Below are 16408 nucleotides of genomic sequence, written 5' to 3' on the forward strand. Positions count from 1 at the left end.
GCCCCGGTCACCGGCCCCCGGTCAGACGACGTCCAACCGTCCATCGTGGACGGACACTTCCGCGCCCTGCCACCGGGCCCGCAGCCACCGGTCGTGGGCGGCGACCACGATCGCGCCCGGGCCGGGGCCCAGTGCGTCCTCCAGCTCGTCGCACAGGGTGGGGGACAGGTGGTTGGTCGGCTCGTCGAGCAGGAGCAGCTGGGGCGGGTCCGCGACGAGGATCGCGAGCGCGAGCCGCCTCCGCTGGCCCACCGACAGCTCCCCGACGGGCTTGCCGAGGTCCCGCTTTCCCAGCAGCCCCAACGATTCCAGCGGCACCACCGCCGCACGCGCCCCGAGCGCCACCGCGTACGTCTCGTGCGCGGTGCGCCCGGGCTCGCCGAACTCGGTGTCCTGGCCCAGCAGGCCGATCCGCAGGCCCGGGTACCGCCGCGCACCCGCCGTCCCCAGCCGTCCCGCCAGGACGTGCAGCAGCGTCGACTTGCCCGCGCCGTTGGGACCCGTGACCAGCAGCCGGGCGCCGGTGCGGACGTCGAGGCGCGCCACGGTGAGCCGCCCCGGCACGTGGACGTCCCGCAGCGACACCAGGACCTCGTCCGAGACCTCGCCGGTGAGCGCGTCGGGGCGGAACCGCAGGGGCGGCGGCGGGGCGGGTACCTGCCGGCGTTCCAGCTCCTCCAGCCTTCGCGTCGTAGCCCGTGCCCGGCGCGAAATCGAGTTCTGCACCCGCCCGGCCCGATGCCCGTAACCCATCTTCTCGCTGTCGCGCGGCGCCCGGTCCGGGGCGACACGATGCGTGGTCACGCCGAGGTCCTCCCGCAGGGCCGCGAGCTCCTCCTGCTCCTCGGCGTAGCGGCGCTCCCAGCGTTCCCGGTCGGCGCGTTTCCTTGCCAGATAAGCACTGTAGCCGCCGCCGAACCGGACGGGGCCGTCCACCGCGGGATCCAGGCCGAGCAGATCCGTGCACACCGCGTCGAGGAACGCGCGGTCGTGGCTGGCCACCACGACGGTGCCGGGCAGGCCACGCACCTGCTCCTCGAGGAACGCCGCGGCGGCGTCGTCGAGGTGGTTCGTCGGCTCGTCCAGCAGGACCGCCGACGGGCGGCGGACCAGCAGCGCGGCCAGCGCCAGCCGGCCGCGCTGCCCGCCGGACAACTCCCCGAGACGCCTGCCGTGCTCGATCCCGCCGAGCCCCAGCCCGTCGAGGACCAGCGCCGCCCGCCGGTCGGCGTCCCAGGCGTCGTGGAGCTGGGCCTGGTCCAGCCGGTCGGCGTACGCGGCGAGGAGGGCCTCGTCGTCGCCGAGCAACCCGCCGAGGCGCTCCAGTTCGGCGAGGTCCTCGCGTGCGACGGCGAGCGCGTCGTCGAGCACGTCGGCCACCGTCGCCGCCGCGTCGAACGGCATTTCCTGGTGCAGGTAGCCCAGGTCCGCCGGGCGCTCGACGGTGCCGCGGTCGGGCCGGTCCACCCCGGCCAGCACCCGCAGCAGCGTCGACTTCCCGGCGCCGTTCTCCCCGATCACCCCGATCCGGCGCCCCGGCGCCGCCGTGAGCGACACCCCGTCCAGCACGCGCCGGCCGCCCAGCACGCGCACGACGTCGCGGGCGATGAGAGCCGCTTCCACCGCTCAGCGCCCCTCGACGAGCCTGCCCTCCGCCAGCCGGAGTCTGCGGTCGATGCGGATCCCGTCGAGGAAGCGGTCGTCGTGGCTGACCACGATGAAGGCGCCCTGGAAGGCGTTGAGAGCGCTTTCCAGCTGCCCGGCGCTGACCAGGTCCAGGTTGTTCGTCGGCTCGTCCAGCAACAGCAGTTGCGGGGCGGGCTCGGCGAACAGGACGCAGGCCAGCGTGGCGCGCAACCGTTCCCCGCCGGACAGCACGGCGACGGGCCGGTGTGCGCGGTCGCCGCGGAACAGGAAGCGCGCCAGCAGGTTCATCCGGTCCGCCTGCGGCATGGCGGGCGCGAACGCCGCCAGGTTCTCCGCGATCGTGCGTTCGTCGTCGAGCAGGTCCAGGCGCTGCGACAGGTAGGCGATCCGGCCGTCCGCGCGCCGGACCTCACCGGCGTCGGGCTCCAGGTCACCGGCGACGATCCGCAGCAGCGTGGACTTGCCCGTGCCGTTGGCCCCCGACAGCGCGATGCGTTCCGGACCCCGCACGGTCAGGTCGACGCCCGCGCCGAACAGGTCCCGCTTGCGCAGGCCCTCACCGGTGAACAGGGTCCGCCCGGCGGGCACCGCGGTCCGGGGGAGGTCGAGGACGATCTTCTGGTCCTCGCGCAGCGACCGCTCCGCCTCGTCGAGTTTCGCTTTGGCCGCACCGACCCTGGCCGCGTGCGTGCCGTCGGCCTTGCCCGCGGACTCCTGCGCGTTGCGCTTGCGCGCCCCGGCGAGGATCTTCGGCAGACCCGCGCTGGAGAGGTTCCGCTGCGCGTTGCTCGCCCGTTTCGCGGCCCGCTCCCTGGCCTGCTGCATCTCGCGCTTCTCGCGCTTGACCTCCTGCTCGGCGCTGCGGACGTTCTTCTCCGCGACCTCGCGCTCGGCCTGCACCGCCGCCTCGTACTCGCTGAAATTGCCGCCGTAGTACCGGATTTCGCCCGCGTGCAGCTCGGCGATGCGGTCCATCCGGTCCAGCAGCGCGCGGTCGTGGCTGACGACCAGCAGGCAACCGGACCAGTCGTCGAGCACGGCGTACAGCTTGCGGCGGGCCTCGGCGTCGAGGTTGTTGGTGGGTTCGTCGAGCAGCAGCACATCGGGTCGCTTGAGCAGCTGCGCGGCAAGGCCCAGCGACACGACCTGGCCGCCCGACAACGTGCTCAGCGTCCGGTCCAGCCTGACATCGGCGAGCCCGAGCCGGTCCAGCTGGGCGCGCGTGCGCTCTTCGATGTCCCAGTCCGTGCCGATCGTGGTGAAGTGCTCCTCGGCCACGTCACCGGACTCGACGGCGGCCAGCGCGCGCAGGACCGGCTCGATGCCGAGTACCTCGGCCACCGAAGGTTCGCCGGTCAGCGGCAGGTTCTGGGGCAGGTAGCCGAGCAGGCCGTCGACGGACACGCTGCCCGCGGCCGGGCGCAGCTCGCCCGCGACCAGCCGGAGCAGGGTCGTCTTGCCCGCGCCGTTCGGGGCGACCAGGCCGGTGCGCCCGTCCGGGACTGTGACGGACAGCTGGTCGAAGACGGGGGTGTCGTCCGGCCAGGAAAAGGACAGGCCGGACACGACGATGGGGGAATCGGACATGGGAACGAGACCTCGGAAGAAGGGGGCACGCCGGTCACCGGCGCGCGGGAACGGGTGGACGACAAAAACGGCCACCTCGGCAATGGACGCCGGGGGCCGGTCAACTCCGGGGCTCACCCGGAGATGTCGTCTTCACCTGCCACGTCGAACTCTCCCTGGAACGGTTCTCTTCCATCCTGATCATACAGTGCCACAGCGCTGTGGCGGATGTCCGGCTGGAGTGCGGCAGCGACGGGTATCTTGACCGCGTGAGAGCCGACGCCGCGCGCAACCTCGAACTGGTGCTGACGACCGGCGCCCGCATGCTCGCCGAGGACCCGGCGGCGAGCATGGCGGCGATCGCCGCGGAAGCGGGCGTCGACCGCCGCACCGTGTACCGGCGGTTCGCCGGCCGCGACGAGCTGCTGACGGCGGTCTACGAGGCCCGGCTGGACGCGATCGAGGCGGCGATCGCGGCCGCGAGGTTCCGGGAGGCGCCGGTGGCGGTGGCCCTGCACCGTTACGCCGAGGGCATCGTCGGGGTGAACCGCAAGTGGCCCGTCGAGCTGTCGAGGATGCGCACGGAACCCGAGATCTGGGCGCGGCGGCTGCGGGCGGTGGACGAGGTCGAGGAATTCCTCCAGCGGGCCGCGGACGAGGGGTTGCTCCGGCCGGGGCTGCCCGCCGGCTGGCCCGGTCACGTGCTCGGGCAGCTGGTGCACCTCGCCGCGCGGGAACTGCCCGAGCTGAGCGAGGCGCAGGCCGCCGACGTCGTCGTGGGCACGTTCCTGCGTGGTTTCGGCCGCGACACGGCCTCGCCGTAGGCGGACTCCGGCAGCTCGCCTCAACCCGTCACGCCGGGCTCCAGCACGCGGTCCAGGCGGATCGGGAGGGTCCGCTGGCGCCTGCCCGTCGCGTGCCACACGGCGTTGGCGATCGCGGCCGCGGTGCCCGCCGTGCCGATCTCGCCGAGACCGTTGAGCCCCAACGGGTCCTGGGGTTCGTAGTCCGGCACGAACTCCGCCTCCACGTCGGGCACGTCGGCGTGCGCGGCGATGTGGTAGCCGGCGAAGTCGCCGTTGGCCTGCCTGCCGGTGCCGGGGTCGCGCACGCTTTCCTCGTGCAGTGCCATGGAGAGTCCCATGATCATCCCGCCGACGACCTGGCTGCGGGCGAGCAGCGGGTTGATCACCCGGCCCACCGCGAACATCCCGAGCAGCCTGCGCACCCGCACCTCCCCGGTCGCCGGGTCGACCGCGACCTCCGCGAAGACCGCGCTGTAGGTCTGCCGCTCGCGCGCGGGCTGGTAGTCGATCATCGTGGTGGTGTCCACGGTCGCGGTCACCGGCCGGACCGGATCGGCCAGGCGTGCCCGCAGTTCCGCCGCGGCCTTGCCGATGGCGAAGGACCAGGACGTCGTCCCGCGGGAACCCCCGGCGCCCCAGGCCATGCCGAGGTCGCTGTCGCCGAGGTGGAGCCGGATCCGTTCCGTGCCGACGCCGAGCGCGTCAGCCGCGACCGCGGTCAGCGCGGTGCGGGCGCCGGTCCCGATGTCGCTCGCGCCGATCGCCACCGTGAACGTCCCGTCCGCCTCCGCGGTGATCGAGGCGGTCGACGGGAAAACCCCGGCGCTGAAGGAAGTCGCGGCCAGTCCGGTGCCGATCAGCAGCGGGCCTTCCCGACGCGAGCGGGGACGCCGGTCGCGTGCCGCCCAGCCGAACCGGCGGGATCCCTCCCGCAGGCACGAGACGAGGCGGCGGGTGCTGAAGGGCCGACCGGTTGCGGGCGTGACTGTCGGCTCGTTGCGCAGGCGCAGCTCCAGCGGGTCCAGGTCGAGCCGTTCCGCGAGCTCGTCCATCGCCGACTCCAGCGCGAACGAGCCGGGCGTCGCGCCCGGGCCGCGCATCGAGGCGGGCGGCAGGACGTCGAGCGGCACGGCGGTGAGCTGCGTGCGGATCGCCGGTGCGGTGTAGAGGATCTTCGCCTGCTCGGTGCACCACTCGATGTACTCGGCGAGCGGGGACAGCGCGTAGGCCGCGCGGTGGTGGATGGCCCGCAGGCGGCCGTCGGCGTCCGCGCCGATCGTCATCAGCTGGTCCGTGGGCGGCCGGGACGACGTCGTCTCGAAGACCTGTGCCCTGGTCAGGGCGACGCGCACCGGGCGTCCGAACGCGCGGGCGGCCATCGAACCGAGGATCACCTGCGGCCCACAGGGGCCCTTGCCGCCGAACCCGCCGCCGACGTGCTCGGAGCGGACGTGCACCCGCTCCCGGTCCACCGACCACAACGCCGCCAGCACCTCGGACACGCTGAACGCACCCTGGTTCGAGTCCAGCACGTGCAAGTCGTCGCCGTCCCACCACGTCGTCGCGGCGTGCGGCTCCATGGCGCAGTGGCTTTCCTCGGGGGTGCGGTAGCGCTCCTCGACGACGACCGCCGACGCCGCCAGCTCCGCCTCCAGGTCCCCGGTGTCGGCCTCCGGGCCGAAGGCCGTCGAGGCTGGGCGCGTCGCGGGGTGCCCGAGCCTGAAGTCCAGGTCGTGGGGCTCGACGTCGTACGTCACGCGCACCGCCGCGGCCGCGGCACTGGCCTGCTCGGGGGTTTCCGCGACGACCAGCGCGACGGGGCGGCCCGCGTACGGGATTTCGTCGTCCTGCAACAACTGCAGGCTGCCATCGGGGCCGAAGAAGCCGCCCGCCTTGGGGTTGAGCCGGGGCGCGTTGCGGTGGTCGAGCACCCCGAGCACACCCGGCATGGCGAGCGCGGCCGAGACGTCGAGGTCGCGGATCCGGCCGCGTGAGACGGTGGCGGTCACCAGCCAGCCGTGGGCCAGGTCCGGCACTGGCACGTCCGCGGCGTAGGTGGCGGCACCGGTGACCTTGAGGCGGCCCTCGATCCGGGGCCGTGGCGCGCCGACAGCGGGCGTGTCCTGGTTCATCGGTTCTCCGTTCCGGTGAGTTCGGCGAGCACGGCCTCGATGAGATTGCGCGCCAGCGGCACCTTGTACCCGTTGTCGCGCAACGGTTCCGCGGCGGACAACGCTTCCTCGGCGCAGGCGCGGAAGTGTTCGGCGGTCGGCCGGTTGCCGCGCAGCACGGCTTCGGCCGAAGCGGCCCGCCACGGGTGCGACGCCACGCCGCCCAGCGCGATCCGCACGTCCCGCACCACGCCGTCGCGGACGTCGAGCGCGGCGGCCACGGAGACGGTCGCGAAGGCGTACGACGCGCGTTCGCGGACCTTGCGGTAGCGCGAGCGCAGCCCCGCGGCCGATCCCGGCAGGGCGACGGCGGTGATCAACGCACCGGGCGGCAACGCGGTCTCGCGGTCCGGGCGGTCGCCGACGGGCAGGTAGAAGCGCGACAGCGGGAGTTCGCCCGCACCGTCAAGCGTTTCGTAGTGCACGACGGCGTCGAACGCGGCCAGCGCCACCGCCAGGTCCGACGGGTGCGTGGCCACGCAGTGCGGGGAATGGCCCAGTACCGCGTGGTTGTGGTGGACCCCGTCGAGCGCGGCGCACCCGCTGCCGGGGTCCCGTTTGTTGCACGCCCGGGAAAGGTCCGCGAAGTAGCCGCAACGGGTGCGCTGCAACAGGTTCCCGCCCACCGTCGCCATGTTCCGCAGCTGACCGGACGCGCCCGCGAGCACGGCCTGCGTCACGGCGGGGAAGCGGTGGCGCACCTCGGGGTGCGCGGCCGCGTCGCTGTTCGTCGTGGTCGCGCCGAGCACCACGCCGCCGTCCGGGGTGACCTCGACGCCGTCGAGCGGCAGGCGCCGCACGTCCACCAGCCGGGTCGGCTCCTCGACCCCGGACTTCATCAGGTCGACGAGGTTCGTGCCCCCGCCGAGGAACCGGGCGCCGGGGTCGCCGGCGACGGCGGTGAGCGCGTCCCGCACCCGCGCGGCGCGTTCGTAGGCGAACTCCCTCATCCCGCGTTCCCTTCGCGTGCCGCGGTTTCGAGCACCGCCCGGACGATCTGCGGGTACGCCCCACAGCGGCACAGGTTTCCGCTCATCCGCTCGCGCACCTCGGCCTCGTCCAGTTCGGGTTCGTCGTCCCTGCTGACGGCGCTGGGCCAGCCCGCGGCGTGCTCCGCGAGCATCCCGGCCGCCGAGCACAGCTGCCCGGAAGTGCAGAAACCGCACTGGAAACCGTCCAGCCGCACGAACGCCTCCTGCAGCGGGCGCAGCTCGCCCCCGGCGGCCAGCCCTTCGACCGTCGTGACCTCCGCGCCGTCCGCGGCGACCGCGAGCGTCAGGCAGGAGACCACGCGCCTGCCGTCGCACAGCACCGTGCAGGCGCCGCACTGCCCGTGGTCGCAGCCCTTCTTCGGCCCGGTCAGGCCGAGGTCCTCCCGCACCAGGTCGAGCAGGGTGCGCCGGTTGTCCACGGACAGCCGGTGAGCCACCCCGTTGACCCGCAGCGCCACCTCACCGCGCGTGTGCTCGTTCATGATCCTCCCGTGTGGACAGTGGGTTCCGGCAGGATATGGGCGTCTCGTGGGCCGGCGGGGCCCGCGGACACGATCAGGCAAGGACCCGCCAGTACCGGGCAGGTGAACCGGAAGCCGGGCTGATCCGTGGAACCGGGTGACGGGTTCCGCCGCGGGAAAGGACTTCAGAGGGTGTCGTCCGCCACGAGCCGGTTCGACCTGCTGCGGCGGCACCGCCGGTGGGTCCTGGTGCTCGTCGTGCTCGCGCTGCTCACCGAGCTGGCCGTGGCGATGGTGACGACGGCCGTGGAGCAGACGCCGACCATCGACGAGCCGGTGTACGCGGGCACGGCCGTGGTGTACCTGGAGCAGCACAGCCTGCGGTACAACGCGGAGCACCCGCCGCTGGGCAAGCTGGTCATCGCGAGCGGGCTGGCCTTCGCCGACGTCCACCTCGACCCCGCGTTCGCCGGTGACCAGACGCAGCTCGGCCGGGAGGTGCTGTACGAGTCGGGGCAGGATCCCTGGCGGCTGATGCTGCTGGCGCGGCTGCCGGTCATCGTGCTCACGCTGTTGTTCGGCCTGGTCGTTTTCGCGTTCGCCATGGACCTGGCCGGTGCAGTCGGCGGGGTGGCCGCGCTGGCGCTGTACGCGTTTTCGCCGGACATCATCGCCCACGGCTCACTGGCCACGCTCGACGTGCCTGCGGCCGGTTTCGTGCTGACCTCGGTCTGGCTGGTGTGGCGGGCTCGGGCGCGGCCGACGCTGTACCTCCCCCTCGCGGAGCTCGCGCTCGGCGCGGCCCTCGCGACGAAGATGAGCACGCTGGCCGCGGTTCCGGTGCTGCTGCTTCTCGGCGTGCTGTCGGTCTGGCGCGGCCGCCGGTTGCTCTGGCTCGTCGCCGCCGCGGCGGTGCTCGCGGTCGGCGTGGTGTGGCTTTCCTACCTCGCCGTGGATCCCCGGCTGCGCTGGGAAACCCCGGCGGGTCTGCCGCCCGCGCAGGGCTTGCGTGCGCTCGTCGGCTGGCTGCCGTTCCCCCAGCCGTACCGGGACGGGATGCGCCTGCAGTTCGGCCTGGAGGACCAGGTGTGGAGCGGCTTCCTGTTCGGCAGGCTCTACACCGGGTCCCTGTGGTACTACCTGCCCGCCGCGTTGCTGGTGAAGACCCCGCTGGGCGCGCTGGCGCTCTGGATCGCCGGTGCCGTCGTGCTGCTGGCTGTGCGGCGGTTGCGCCCTGCGGCACCGTACGTCCTGCTGCCGACCGCCGTCCTGCTCGCGGCGGCGATGACCGGGCACCGTGATCTGGGGGCGCGGTACGCGATCTTCGTGCCGATGTTCCTCGCGGTGGCGGCGGCCGGGTTGGTCGTGGTGCGGCGGCGGTGGGCGCACGCCGCGCTCGCGGTCCTGGTCGCCTTCGCGGCGGTCAGCTCGCTGCGGACGTTCCCGTACTACCTGCCCTACTCGAACGAGGCGTTCGGCGGGCCCGCGGACACGCACCTCCACCTGCACGACTCGAACGTCGACTGGGGCCAGGACCTGGGGCGCCTGGGTGACCGGCTGCGGCAGCGGTACCCGGGGGAGCGGATCTGGCTGGTGTACAAGGGAAGCGGCGTGCCGTCGGCCTACGGCATCACCGCCGCCGACCCGTTCGCGGTGCCCCCGGAGGAGGTGCGCGGACTGCTCGTGGTCTCAGATTCCGCCGCCGCGAAGGCCGACGCCCGCCTGGCGGGGCTGCTCGGCAGCAGCACCCCGGTCGACGAGGTCGGCCACTCGATCACGATCTACCGCCGGTCCTAGCTGTAGCGTCAGAGCGGCCGAGGTGCCTCCTGGAGCCCGGAGAACACGGTGGCGATCAGGCGGCGTGCCTGCGCGGTGCCCTCTTCGCCGTCGGCGACGCGCCACAGGAAGCTCATCAGCATGATGATGTCGGCCGGGTCGTGGCCGGGGGCGATGCTGCCCTCGGCGACGCAGGCGTCGACGAGTTTCTTCACGGCCGCGGTGGTCGGCGCCCAGGACGCGGCGATCACGTCCTGCGCGGCGGCGCTGTGCAGGGCGTCTCCGAGGCCGTGCTTGATGCGGACGTAGGCCGAGAGGGTCTCGAACCACTCGACGAACGCCTTTTTCGCGGAGCGGTGGCGTTCCAGCACCTCGTCGGCGGTGGCGGTCAGGCGCTCGATGTCGTGCTGGTAGGCGGCGAGGATCAGGTCCTCGCGGGTGGGGAAGTGGCGGTAGAGCGTTCCGGCGCCGACACCGGCGCGCTTGGCGACCTCGCTCAGCGGCACGAGGGGGTTCTCGGCGAACAGCTCGTGGGCGGCCTCGATGATCGCGGCCCGGTTGCGCGCGGCGGCCTTGCGCTGCGTGCCGTAGGTCCCCGGCTTCTGGTCGGTCATACCCCGATGATGCCGCACGCTTTGACATGCGGAGAATCCTCCGCTAGTTTGGCGAGCACTTGCGGAGAATCCTCCGCGAGTTTGCTCCCCAGGAGGACCCCGTGCGTTATCGCAAGCTCGGCACCACCGGCCTCGACGTCTCGCCCATCGCGATCGGCGCGATGACCTACGGCGCGCCCGACCGCGGCCACCCCGTCTGGTCCCTCGGCGAGGACCAGGCCCGGCCGCTGATCAAGCACGCGCTGGAGGTGGGCATCAACTTCTTCGACACCGCGAACATGTACTCGAACGGGTCCAGCGAGGAGATCCTCGGCCGCGCGCTGAGGGATTTCGCCCGCCGCGACGACGTCGTCATCGCCACCAAACTGCGGCACCCGATGCGGCCGGGGCCGAACGGGAGTGGCTTGTCCCGCAAGGCGGTCATGACCGAGGTCGACCACTCCCTGCGGCGGCTCGGCACCGACTACATCGACCTGTACCAGGTCCACCGCAACGACCACGGGACCCCGCTGGAGGAGACCCTCGAAGCGCTGCACGACGTCGTGAAGGCGGGCAAGGTGCGGTACCTCGGCGCGTCGTCGATGTTCGCGTGGGAGTTCGCGAAGGCCCTGCACCTGCAGGAGCGGCACGGCTGGGCGCGGTTCGTGTCCATGCAGGACCACTACAACCTGCTCGCCCGCGAGGAAGAGCGCGAGATGATCCCGCTGTGCCTCGACGAAGGCGTGGGCACGATCATCTGGAGCCCGCTGGCCCGCGGCCGCCTCGCCCGCGCCTGGGACGACGCGAAAGCCACCGCCCGCGCCGAAACCGACGGTGCCTACGCGGACCTGCTGTACACGCCGGAGCAGGAGGCCTCGAACCGCGCGATCATCGACGCGGTCGGCAAGGTCGCGGCCGCCCACGGCGTGAGCCGCGCGGCGGTCGCGCTGGCCTGGTTGCACCGCCAGCCGGTCGTCACGGCTCCGCTGGTCGGGGCTCGGTCGGTCGAGCAGATCGACGAGGCCGTCGCGTCGCTGGACGTCCAGCTCACCGACGAGGACGTCCGAGCGCTGAACGCTCCCTACACGCCGCGGTACGACTGGCAGGGCGTCTCGGACGAGGCGACCCTGGCCGCGATCCGCGCCCGCGTCCCCGGAATGGCGTTGACGTAAGGATGATCGTCACGGCCGCCTGTCCGTTTCGAGTGCGGCGGAGCGCAACGCGGCGGCGACGCGAACCGCCGCCTCCGGAAGTGGTCGTGGGAGGTGAGCGAGGAGCACCCGTCGTCGCTCGCCGGGGCCGCCGCGCACGGGCAGTACGCGCACTCCCGGTGGCAGCACGGATTCGATCGCGCCGGGCACCGTGGTGATGCCGCAGCCGGCGGCGACGAGGTGCAGTTTGGCGAGCCAGTCGCGGGCGGTGTGGGCGATCTCGGGCCGCTCGTCCAGCCCGGGCCACACCCCCATGACGTACTCGTCACCCGACCCGCCGATCCACCGCTGCCCGCGCAGATCCGTGACGTCGAGGTAGTCCTGGCGGGCGAGCGGGTGGTCCGCGGGCACGGCGACACGCAGGCTGCGCTCGGTGAGCGTCCGCACCGCCAGTGCGGGCGTTTCGGTGTCGGGCGGGCGGAACGGCGGGGCCGAGGCCAGCAGGGCGAGGTCGATCGTCCCGGCGCGCAGGGCGCGGACCAGTGCCGGGGTGCGGCCCTCCCGGCTGACCACGGTGATGGCGGGGTGCGTGCGCCGCAGCGCGGACAGGGCGCGGGGGAGCAGGTCGGCGCCCGCGATGGGGTACCAGCCGAGCCGGACGGTGGCCCCTTCGCCGGGTAGCCCGGCCAGTTCGCGGGCGGTGGCGTCGAGCCGGTCGAGCACGTCGGCCGCGCGGCGCACCACGAGCTGCCCGGCGGGGGTGAGCCGCACCCCGTCGCGGCGCCGTTCCAGCAGCGGGGTGCCCGCCGCGCGTTCCAACGAGGCGATCTGCCGTGAGACGGCGGACTGGGTGTAGCCGAGCGCGGCGGCCGCGGCGGTGAGCGTGCCGCGCTCGGCCACCTCGCGGAACACCCGCAGCGAGGTCAGCGACGCGTCGGACAGTGACATGACACAAATGCATACCAGGTGTGCGTTTCTCTCGCTGCCGGCATGGTCGAACCGCGCCTAGCGTGGAGTTGTGGACGTACTCCGAACCCCCGAAGTCGCTCTCGTCACCGGCGCCACCCAAGGCCTCGGCCTTGCCCTCGTCGAAGGGCTCGCCCGACATCTGTCCACTCAGGACACGGTGTACCTGACCGGTCGTGACGCCGGGCGCGTGGCCCAGGCCGTCGAAGCCTTGCCGGCGGGCGGCGCCGAGGTCCGCGGTGAGGTCCTCGACGTCGCCGAGCCTGGTGCGGCCGCCCGTCTCGCCACGCGGCTCGCCGAGCGGCACGGCGGGGTCGACATCGTCTTCGGCAACGCCGTCATGCGCGTCGGTCCCGACGACGACCCGCGTGCGGTCGTCCGCGCTTACGCCGAGGTCAACAACTTCGGTACCACCCGGCTGCTCCGCGCCTTTGCGCCGTTGCTGCGGGACGGCGGCCGGTTCCTCGTGGTCGCCAGCTCGTTCGGCACGCTGCGCCACCTGGCACCGGTCCTGCACGACCGGTTCGACGCGTTGTCCTCTTTGGACGAGGTGGACCACCAGGTCGCGGCGTGGCGCGACGCGGTCGAGGACGGCAGCGCCCGGGCCGGTGACTGGCCGGGTTTCGTCAACATCCCGTCCAAGATCGGCCAGGTCGCGGCCGTGCGCGCACTCGCCGCCCAGCGCCGCGACGACGACCTGGCGCGGGGGATCCTGCTCGCCGCCGTGTGCCCCGGGATGATGAACACGCCGACGTCCGCCCTCTGGTGGGACGTCAGCACCGCACCGAGTCCCGCCGAGGCCGCGAAAGCCTTGCTGGACCTCGTGTTCCAGCCCGCCGACCCCGCACACTACGGCGAACTGGTCCGCTACGGCGAGGTCCTGCCGTGGCGGTGAGCCACGTCAGGGGAGGGCCAGCACGCCGGGGCGACGTTGCACGTACGCGGCTCCCCGCACGATGGCTCCTGATGCACTGGTTGAAGTACCGGAACCACAAGGGTTTCGGGGTGCGGACCGCGAGCCGGCTGGACAGCGAGGCCACCACGTGCCCGGCGCACGGGAGAGCCGTCGCGCACGCCATGCGCAGCTCCTGGCCGTCCCGCTTGTGTGCCGCCGTCGCGTCGCCGATGCCGTAGATCTCGGGGTGCGAGGCACGTGGAAACCAGTGGTCCAGACCATTGTGTGCGCTACCACGTGCTGCCCGTCGTCGAGCAGCACGCCGTCCGTGCGGACCTCGGTGACCAGGGCGTGCTCGCGGACCTCGATGCCCAGCTGCGCGAAGATCTCGCCGAGGTCAGCCTGTCCCGCGCAGCGCCCCCGCCTGGTCCGTCACCGCAAAGGCGTGCTCCGCGACGCCCGGCACCCCCGAGCGACGTCACAGCGCCCGATGACGGCGGCGGCGGAGCCGCGGCGTGGCGACCCCCGTCAGCACCACGTCCACGACCTGCTCCGCCAGCCGCGGCGTCACCGGCAGGTGTCCGAAGAGGACCCGGTAGTACGTCGTCGAGGCGAGCATGTCGAGGACGAGGTCGACATCGACGTCAGGGTTGAGGTCCCCGCGTTCGACGCCGCGGCGCAGCGCCTCCGCCGTGGAGGCGCGCCGGGTGTGGAAGTACTTGTCCAGGAACAGCTCCGCGAGCTCCGGGTCGTCGGCGAGGTCCGCCACGAGCGCGGGCAGCGCGCGCCTGCCGATGCGCGTGGTGAAGGCGTCCGTGAGGGTCTGGATGCCCGCGACCAGGTCGCAGTGGGTGCAGCCGGTGTCGGGGGTGGGGGTGGCGCCGACGGTCGCGACGAGCGCGTCGACGACCAGGTGCCTCCTGCTCGCCCAGCGTCGCCGGAGCGCGGGTTTGCTCGTGCCGGCCTTGCTCGCCACGGCCTCCAGCGTGAGGTTCGCGTACCCGACCTCGTTCAGGATGTCCACTGTGGCCTGACGGACCGCGCTGTCGATGCGGTCGTCACGCGGTCGCCCGGAGCGGTTGTTCGGCACGCGATGCACCCTACCACTTCCATTGCGTTGCGAAACGGAACATAATTGCGACCGTGACCCACTCGACCACATCCGAAGGGGTGCTTTCGCCCCGCTACCGCTCCCGCACTGCCGGCATCGTGCTCACGGTCGGCCTCGTCGCGCTCGAATCCCTCGGCGTGGCCACGATCCTGCCGGAGATCGCCCGCGACCTCGACGGCCTCGGCTCCTACGGCTGGGGCGTGGCCGCGCTGATGCTGGCGAACATCGTCGGCACCGTGCTTGCCGGGCACGCCGCGGACCGGAGGGGACCGAAACGGCCGCTGGCGGCCGGGCTCGCGGCGTTCGCGCTCGGCAGCGTGCTGGCCGGAGCGGCTCCGGTCTGGCCGCTGTTCCTGCTCGGCAGGCTCGTGCAGGGGCTCGGCGTCGGGGCCGTGATGGCGATGGCGTACACGCTGATCGGCCTCGTCTACCCCGAACGCCTGCGTGCCCGCATGTTCGCCCTGCTGTCCTCGGCCTGGACGATCCCGTCGCTCGTCGGTCCCGTCCTCGCGGCGGCCGTGGCGAGCGCCGTGGGGTGGCGGGTGGTGTTCGTGTGCATGGTCCCGCTCGCCGCCGTCGCCGCGTGGTGCACACTTCCCGGGCTCCCTCGGGATAGGCGGCCCCGTGCCGTGCCGAGGTGGCGCGGTCCGCTGGTCAACAGCGTCGTGCTCGCCGTGGGTTCCGGGATCCTGGTGGCGGCACTGGGACTGCGCTCGATGGCCCTGCTGGTTCCGCTGGCCGTGGCCGGGCTGGCGGCCTCGGTGTTCGCGCTCCGGCACGTCACGCCGGAGGGGACGCTCACCGTCCGGCGTGGTGTGCCCGCCGGCGTCGTCGTGCGGTTCCTGCTGTGCGCGGTGTACTTCGGCACCGAGGCGTTCCTGCCGCTGGGCCTGACGGAACTCCGGCACCTGAGCGCGCTCGAAGCCGGGCTCGGGCTGTCGGCGGGAGCGTTGAGCTGGGTGGCCGGTTCGGCGTTGCAGGCCAAGTGGGACCGCGGGCGCCGGGCGGCGGTCGGCGGGGGGTTCGTGGTGCTGGTGGCCGGGGTGGCGGTGCTGGCGCTGGGGGTGCTCGCCGGGCCGGGACTGCTGGCGGTGCTCGGCTGGGCGATCGGCGGCGCCGGGATGGGCGCCGCGTTCAACGCCGCCACCACCGAAACCCTCGGCAGGGCGCCGGAAGGTCGGCAGGGGTCGGTGAGCGCGGCGCTCCAGCTGGCCCAGACACTGGCGACGGCGATCACCAGCGGTGCGGGCGGCGCGCTGGTAGCCCACCAGGGCGCGGTGCCGCCCGCGTTCGCGGCGATATTCGCCGCGACGGGTGTGCTCGGTCTCCTCGGGGTGCTGGTGGCCGGGCGGTTGGCGCCAAAGGCCTGACCTCAATCACTCGCTGGCTGCTCCACCGGTGCGGCCAGGAAGGGCGTGAGGACGTCGAGCAGTTCCCGTGGGCGGTCCAGCGGGATGATGTGGCCGCAGTCGGGGATCAGGTGCCCGGTCAGGTCGTCGGTGACGGGGCGCAGTTGCCGTTCCAGCGAGCGGCCGACGGGGTGCGCGCCGACCGCCAGCGTGGGCACCGTGAGGCGCCCGCGGGCGACTCCCTCGCTGATCTGGCGGGCACTTTCGGGCAGCGCGCGGTAGTAGGAGAACGCGCAGCGGAGCGCGTCGCGCCCGGTGTAGGCGGCGAGGAACGCCTCGCGCACGTCCGGCGGCACGCCACGGCCGCGGGTCCCGGCCGCGAGGAACCAGTCGAGGTACTCGGTTTCGTGCCCGGCCAGCACGGTTTCGGCGAGCCCGGGCACCGCGTGGAAGCCGAACCACCACGGCGGGCCGGACTTGAGGAACTCCTCGGCGCCGGGCAGCGTGCCGAGCAGCGACTCCATCACGACCAGGCGCCGCACGCGGTCGGGCCGCCGGAGGGCGAGCAGGAACGCCACGGGGGTGCCGGCGTCGATACCGACCACAGCCGCGGTGGGTTCGCCCAGGGCGTCGAGGATCCCCTCGACGTCGGCGGCGAGCGTGCCCGCGTCGTACCCGTCCGCCGCGCGCGTGCTCCCGCCGAAACCGCGCAGGTCAGGGGCGATCACCCGGTGGTCGGCCGACAGCGGGCCGATGACCCGGCTCCACAGCCGCCAGGTGTGGGGGAAGCCGTGCAGCAGCACGACGGCCGGGCCGGTGCCGGCGACGGCCACGTTGGCCTCGATGCCGTTGGTCGCGATCCGGTGCAGCGTGACCGGCTGGGGGTGGGACATCCGTCCTCCAGGTGGTTACCATTGGTTATCA

The 16408-nt window shown here is 73.1% G+C and carries 15 protein-coding genes; 6 read left to right on the forward strand and 9 right to left on the reverse strand.

Going from position 1 to position 16408, the window contains the following annotated elements:
- Positions 1–21: 21 nt before the first annotated feature.
- On the reverse strand, positions 22–1623 hold the full coding sequence (locus ABFX51_RS14405) for an ABC-F family ATP-binding cassette domain-containing protein (RefSeq protein WP_346053946.1): 1602 nt from the start codon (positions 1621–1623) through the stop codon (positions 22–24).
- A 3-nt stretch (positions 1624–1626) separates the two neighbouring features.
- Positions 1627–3234 carry an ABC-F family ATP-binding cassette domain-containing protein gene (locus ABFX51_RS14410; RefSeq protein ID WP_346053947.1) on the reverse strand — a complete coding sequence of 536 codons (1608 nt, stop codon included), beginning with the start codon at positions 3232–3234 and terminating at the stop codon, positions 1627–1629.
- 248 nt (positions 3235–3482) lie between these two features.
- Here ABFX51_RS14410 and ABFX51_RS14415 point away from each other — a divergent pair, with 248 nt between their 5' ends.
- Positions 3483–4037: a TetR/AcrR family transcriptional regulator gene (locus ABFX51_RS14415; protein ID WP_346053948.1), complete on the forward strand. Its 555-nt coding sequence runs from the start codon at positions 3483–3485 to the stop codon at positions 4035–4037.
- Positions 4038–4057: 20 nt separating this feature from the next.
- Here ABFX51_RS14415 and ABFX51_RS14420 read toward each other — a convergent pair whose 3' ends face one another.
- Genes ABFX51_RS14420 through ABFX51_RS14430 form a run of 3 tightly spaced genes read right to left on the reverse strand, consistent with a single transcriptional unit; the run spans position 4058 to position 7664 of the window.
- Positions 4058–6151: a xanthine dehydrogenase family protein molybdopterin-binding subunit gene (locus tag ABFX51_RS14420; RefSeq protein ID WP_346053949.1), complete on the reverse strand. Its 2094-nt coding sequence runs from the start codon at positions 6149–6151 to the stop codon at positions 4058–4060.
- Entirely contained in the window at positions 6148–7140 is a 993-nt protein-coding gene (locus ABFX51_RS14425; protein WP_346053950.1) for an FAD binding domain-containing protein, read from the reverse strand. Before ABFX51_RS14425 ends, ABFX51_RS14420 begins: the two co-directional genes overlap by 4 nt.
- On the reverse strand, positions 7137–7664 hold the full coding sequence (locus ABFX51_RS14430; RefSeq protein ID WP_346053951.1) for a (2Fe-2S)-binding protein: 528 nt from the start codon (positions 7662–7664) through the stop codon (positions 7137–7139). Before ABFX51_RS14430 ends, ABFX51_RS14425 begins: the two co-directional genes overlap by 4 nt.
- A 171-nt stretch (positions 7665–7835) precedes the next feature.
- On the opposite strand from ABFX51_RS14430, the gene ABFX51_RS14435 reads away from it, so the two are divergent.
- A complete protein-coding gene (locus tag ABFX51_RS14435) occupies positions 7836–9440 on the forward strand; it encodes a phospholipid carrier-dependent glycosyltransferase (RefSeq protein ID WP_346053952.1) in 1605 nt (534 codons plus the stop codon).
- 8 nt (positions 9441–9448) lie between these two features.
- On the opposite strand, the gene ABFX51_RS14440 is transcribed toward ABFX51_RS14435, so the two are convergent.
- Complete coding sequence (locus ABFX51_RS14440) at positions 9449–10033, reverse strand: TetR/AcrR family transcriptional regulator (RefSeq protein ID WP_346053953.1); 585 nt, start codon at positions 10031–10033, stop codon at positions 9449–9451.
- Between the two features lie 101 nt (positions 10034–10134).
- On the opposite strand from ABFX51_RS14440, the gene ABFX51_RS14445 reads away from it, so the two are divergent.
- Positions 10135–11184 carry an aldo/keto reductase gene (locus ABFX51_RS14445; protein WP_346053954.1) on the forward strand — a complete coding sequence of 350 codons (1050 nt, stop codon included), beginning with the start codon at positions 10135–10137 and terminating at the stop codon, positions 11182–11184.
- 9 nt (positions 11185–11193) lie between these two features.
- Here the strand turns inward: ABFX51_RS14445 and ABFX51_RS14450 are convergent, their stop codons facing one another.
- A complete protein-coding gene (locus ABFX51_RS14450) occupies positions 11194–12111 on the reverse strand; it encodes a LysR family transcriptional regulator (protein ID WP_346053955.1) in 918 nt (305 codons plus the stop codon).
- A 70-nt stretch (positions 12112–12181) separates the two neighbouring features.
- Between ABFX51_RS14450 and ABFX51_RS14455 the strand changes: the two genes are divergently transcribed.
- The gene (locus ABFX51_RS14455) at positions 12182–13024 is read left to right on the forward strand and encodes an SDR family NAD(P)-dependent oxidoreductase (RefSeq protein WP_346053956.1); all 843 of its coding nucleotides are present in this window, start codon (positions 12182–12184) and stop codon (positions 13022–13024) included.
- A 71-nt stretch (positions 13025–13095) separates the two neighbouring features.
- Positions 13096–13263 (forward strand): hypothetical protein, encoded by a 168-nt coding sequence (locus tag ABFX51_RS14460; RefSeq protein ID WP_346053957.1) that lies wholly within the window; start codon positions 13096–13098, stop codon positions 13261–13263.
- Positions 13264–13502: 239 nt separating this feature from the next.
- Here ABFX51_RS14460 and ABFX51_RS14465 read toward each other — a convergent pair whose 3' ends face one another.
- A complete protein-coding gene (locus ABFX51_RS14465; protein ID WP_091514852.1) occupies positions 13503–14114 on the reverse strand; it encodes a TetR/AcrR family transcriptional regulator in 612 nt (203 codons plus the stop codon).
- Positions 14115–14167: 53 nt separating this feature from the next.
- Here ABFX51_RS14465 and ABFX51_RS14470 point away from each other — a divergent pair, with 53 nt between their 5' ends.
- Positions 14168–15505: an MFS transporter gene (locus ABFX51_RS14470; protein ID WP_346053958.1), complete on the forward strand. Its 1338-nt coding sequence runs from the start codon at positions 14168–14170 to the stop codon at positions 15503–15505.
- Positions 15506–15507: 2 nt separating this feature from the next.
- Here the strand turns inward: ABFX51_RS14470 and ABFX51_RS14475 are convergent, their stop codons facing one another.
- Positions 15508–16377, reverse strand: coding sequence for an alpha/beta fold hydrolase (locus ABFX51_RS14475; protein ID WP_346053959.1), 870 nt, complete (start codon positions 16375–16377; stop codon positions 15508–15510).
- Positions 16378–16408 lie beyond the last annotated feature (31 nt).

Source organism: Amycolatopsis dongchuanensis (genome assembly GCF_039542405.1).
In the GTDB taxonomy this organism is placed as follows: domain Bacteria; phylum Actinomycetota; class Actinomycetes; order Mycobacteriales; family Pseudonocardiaceae; genus Amycolatopsis_E; species Amycolatopsis_E sacchari.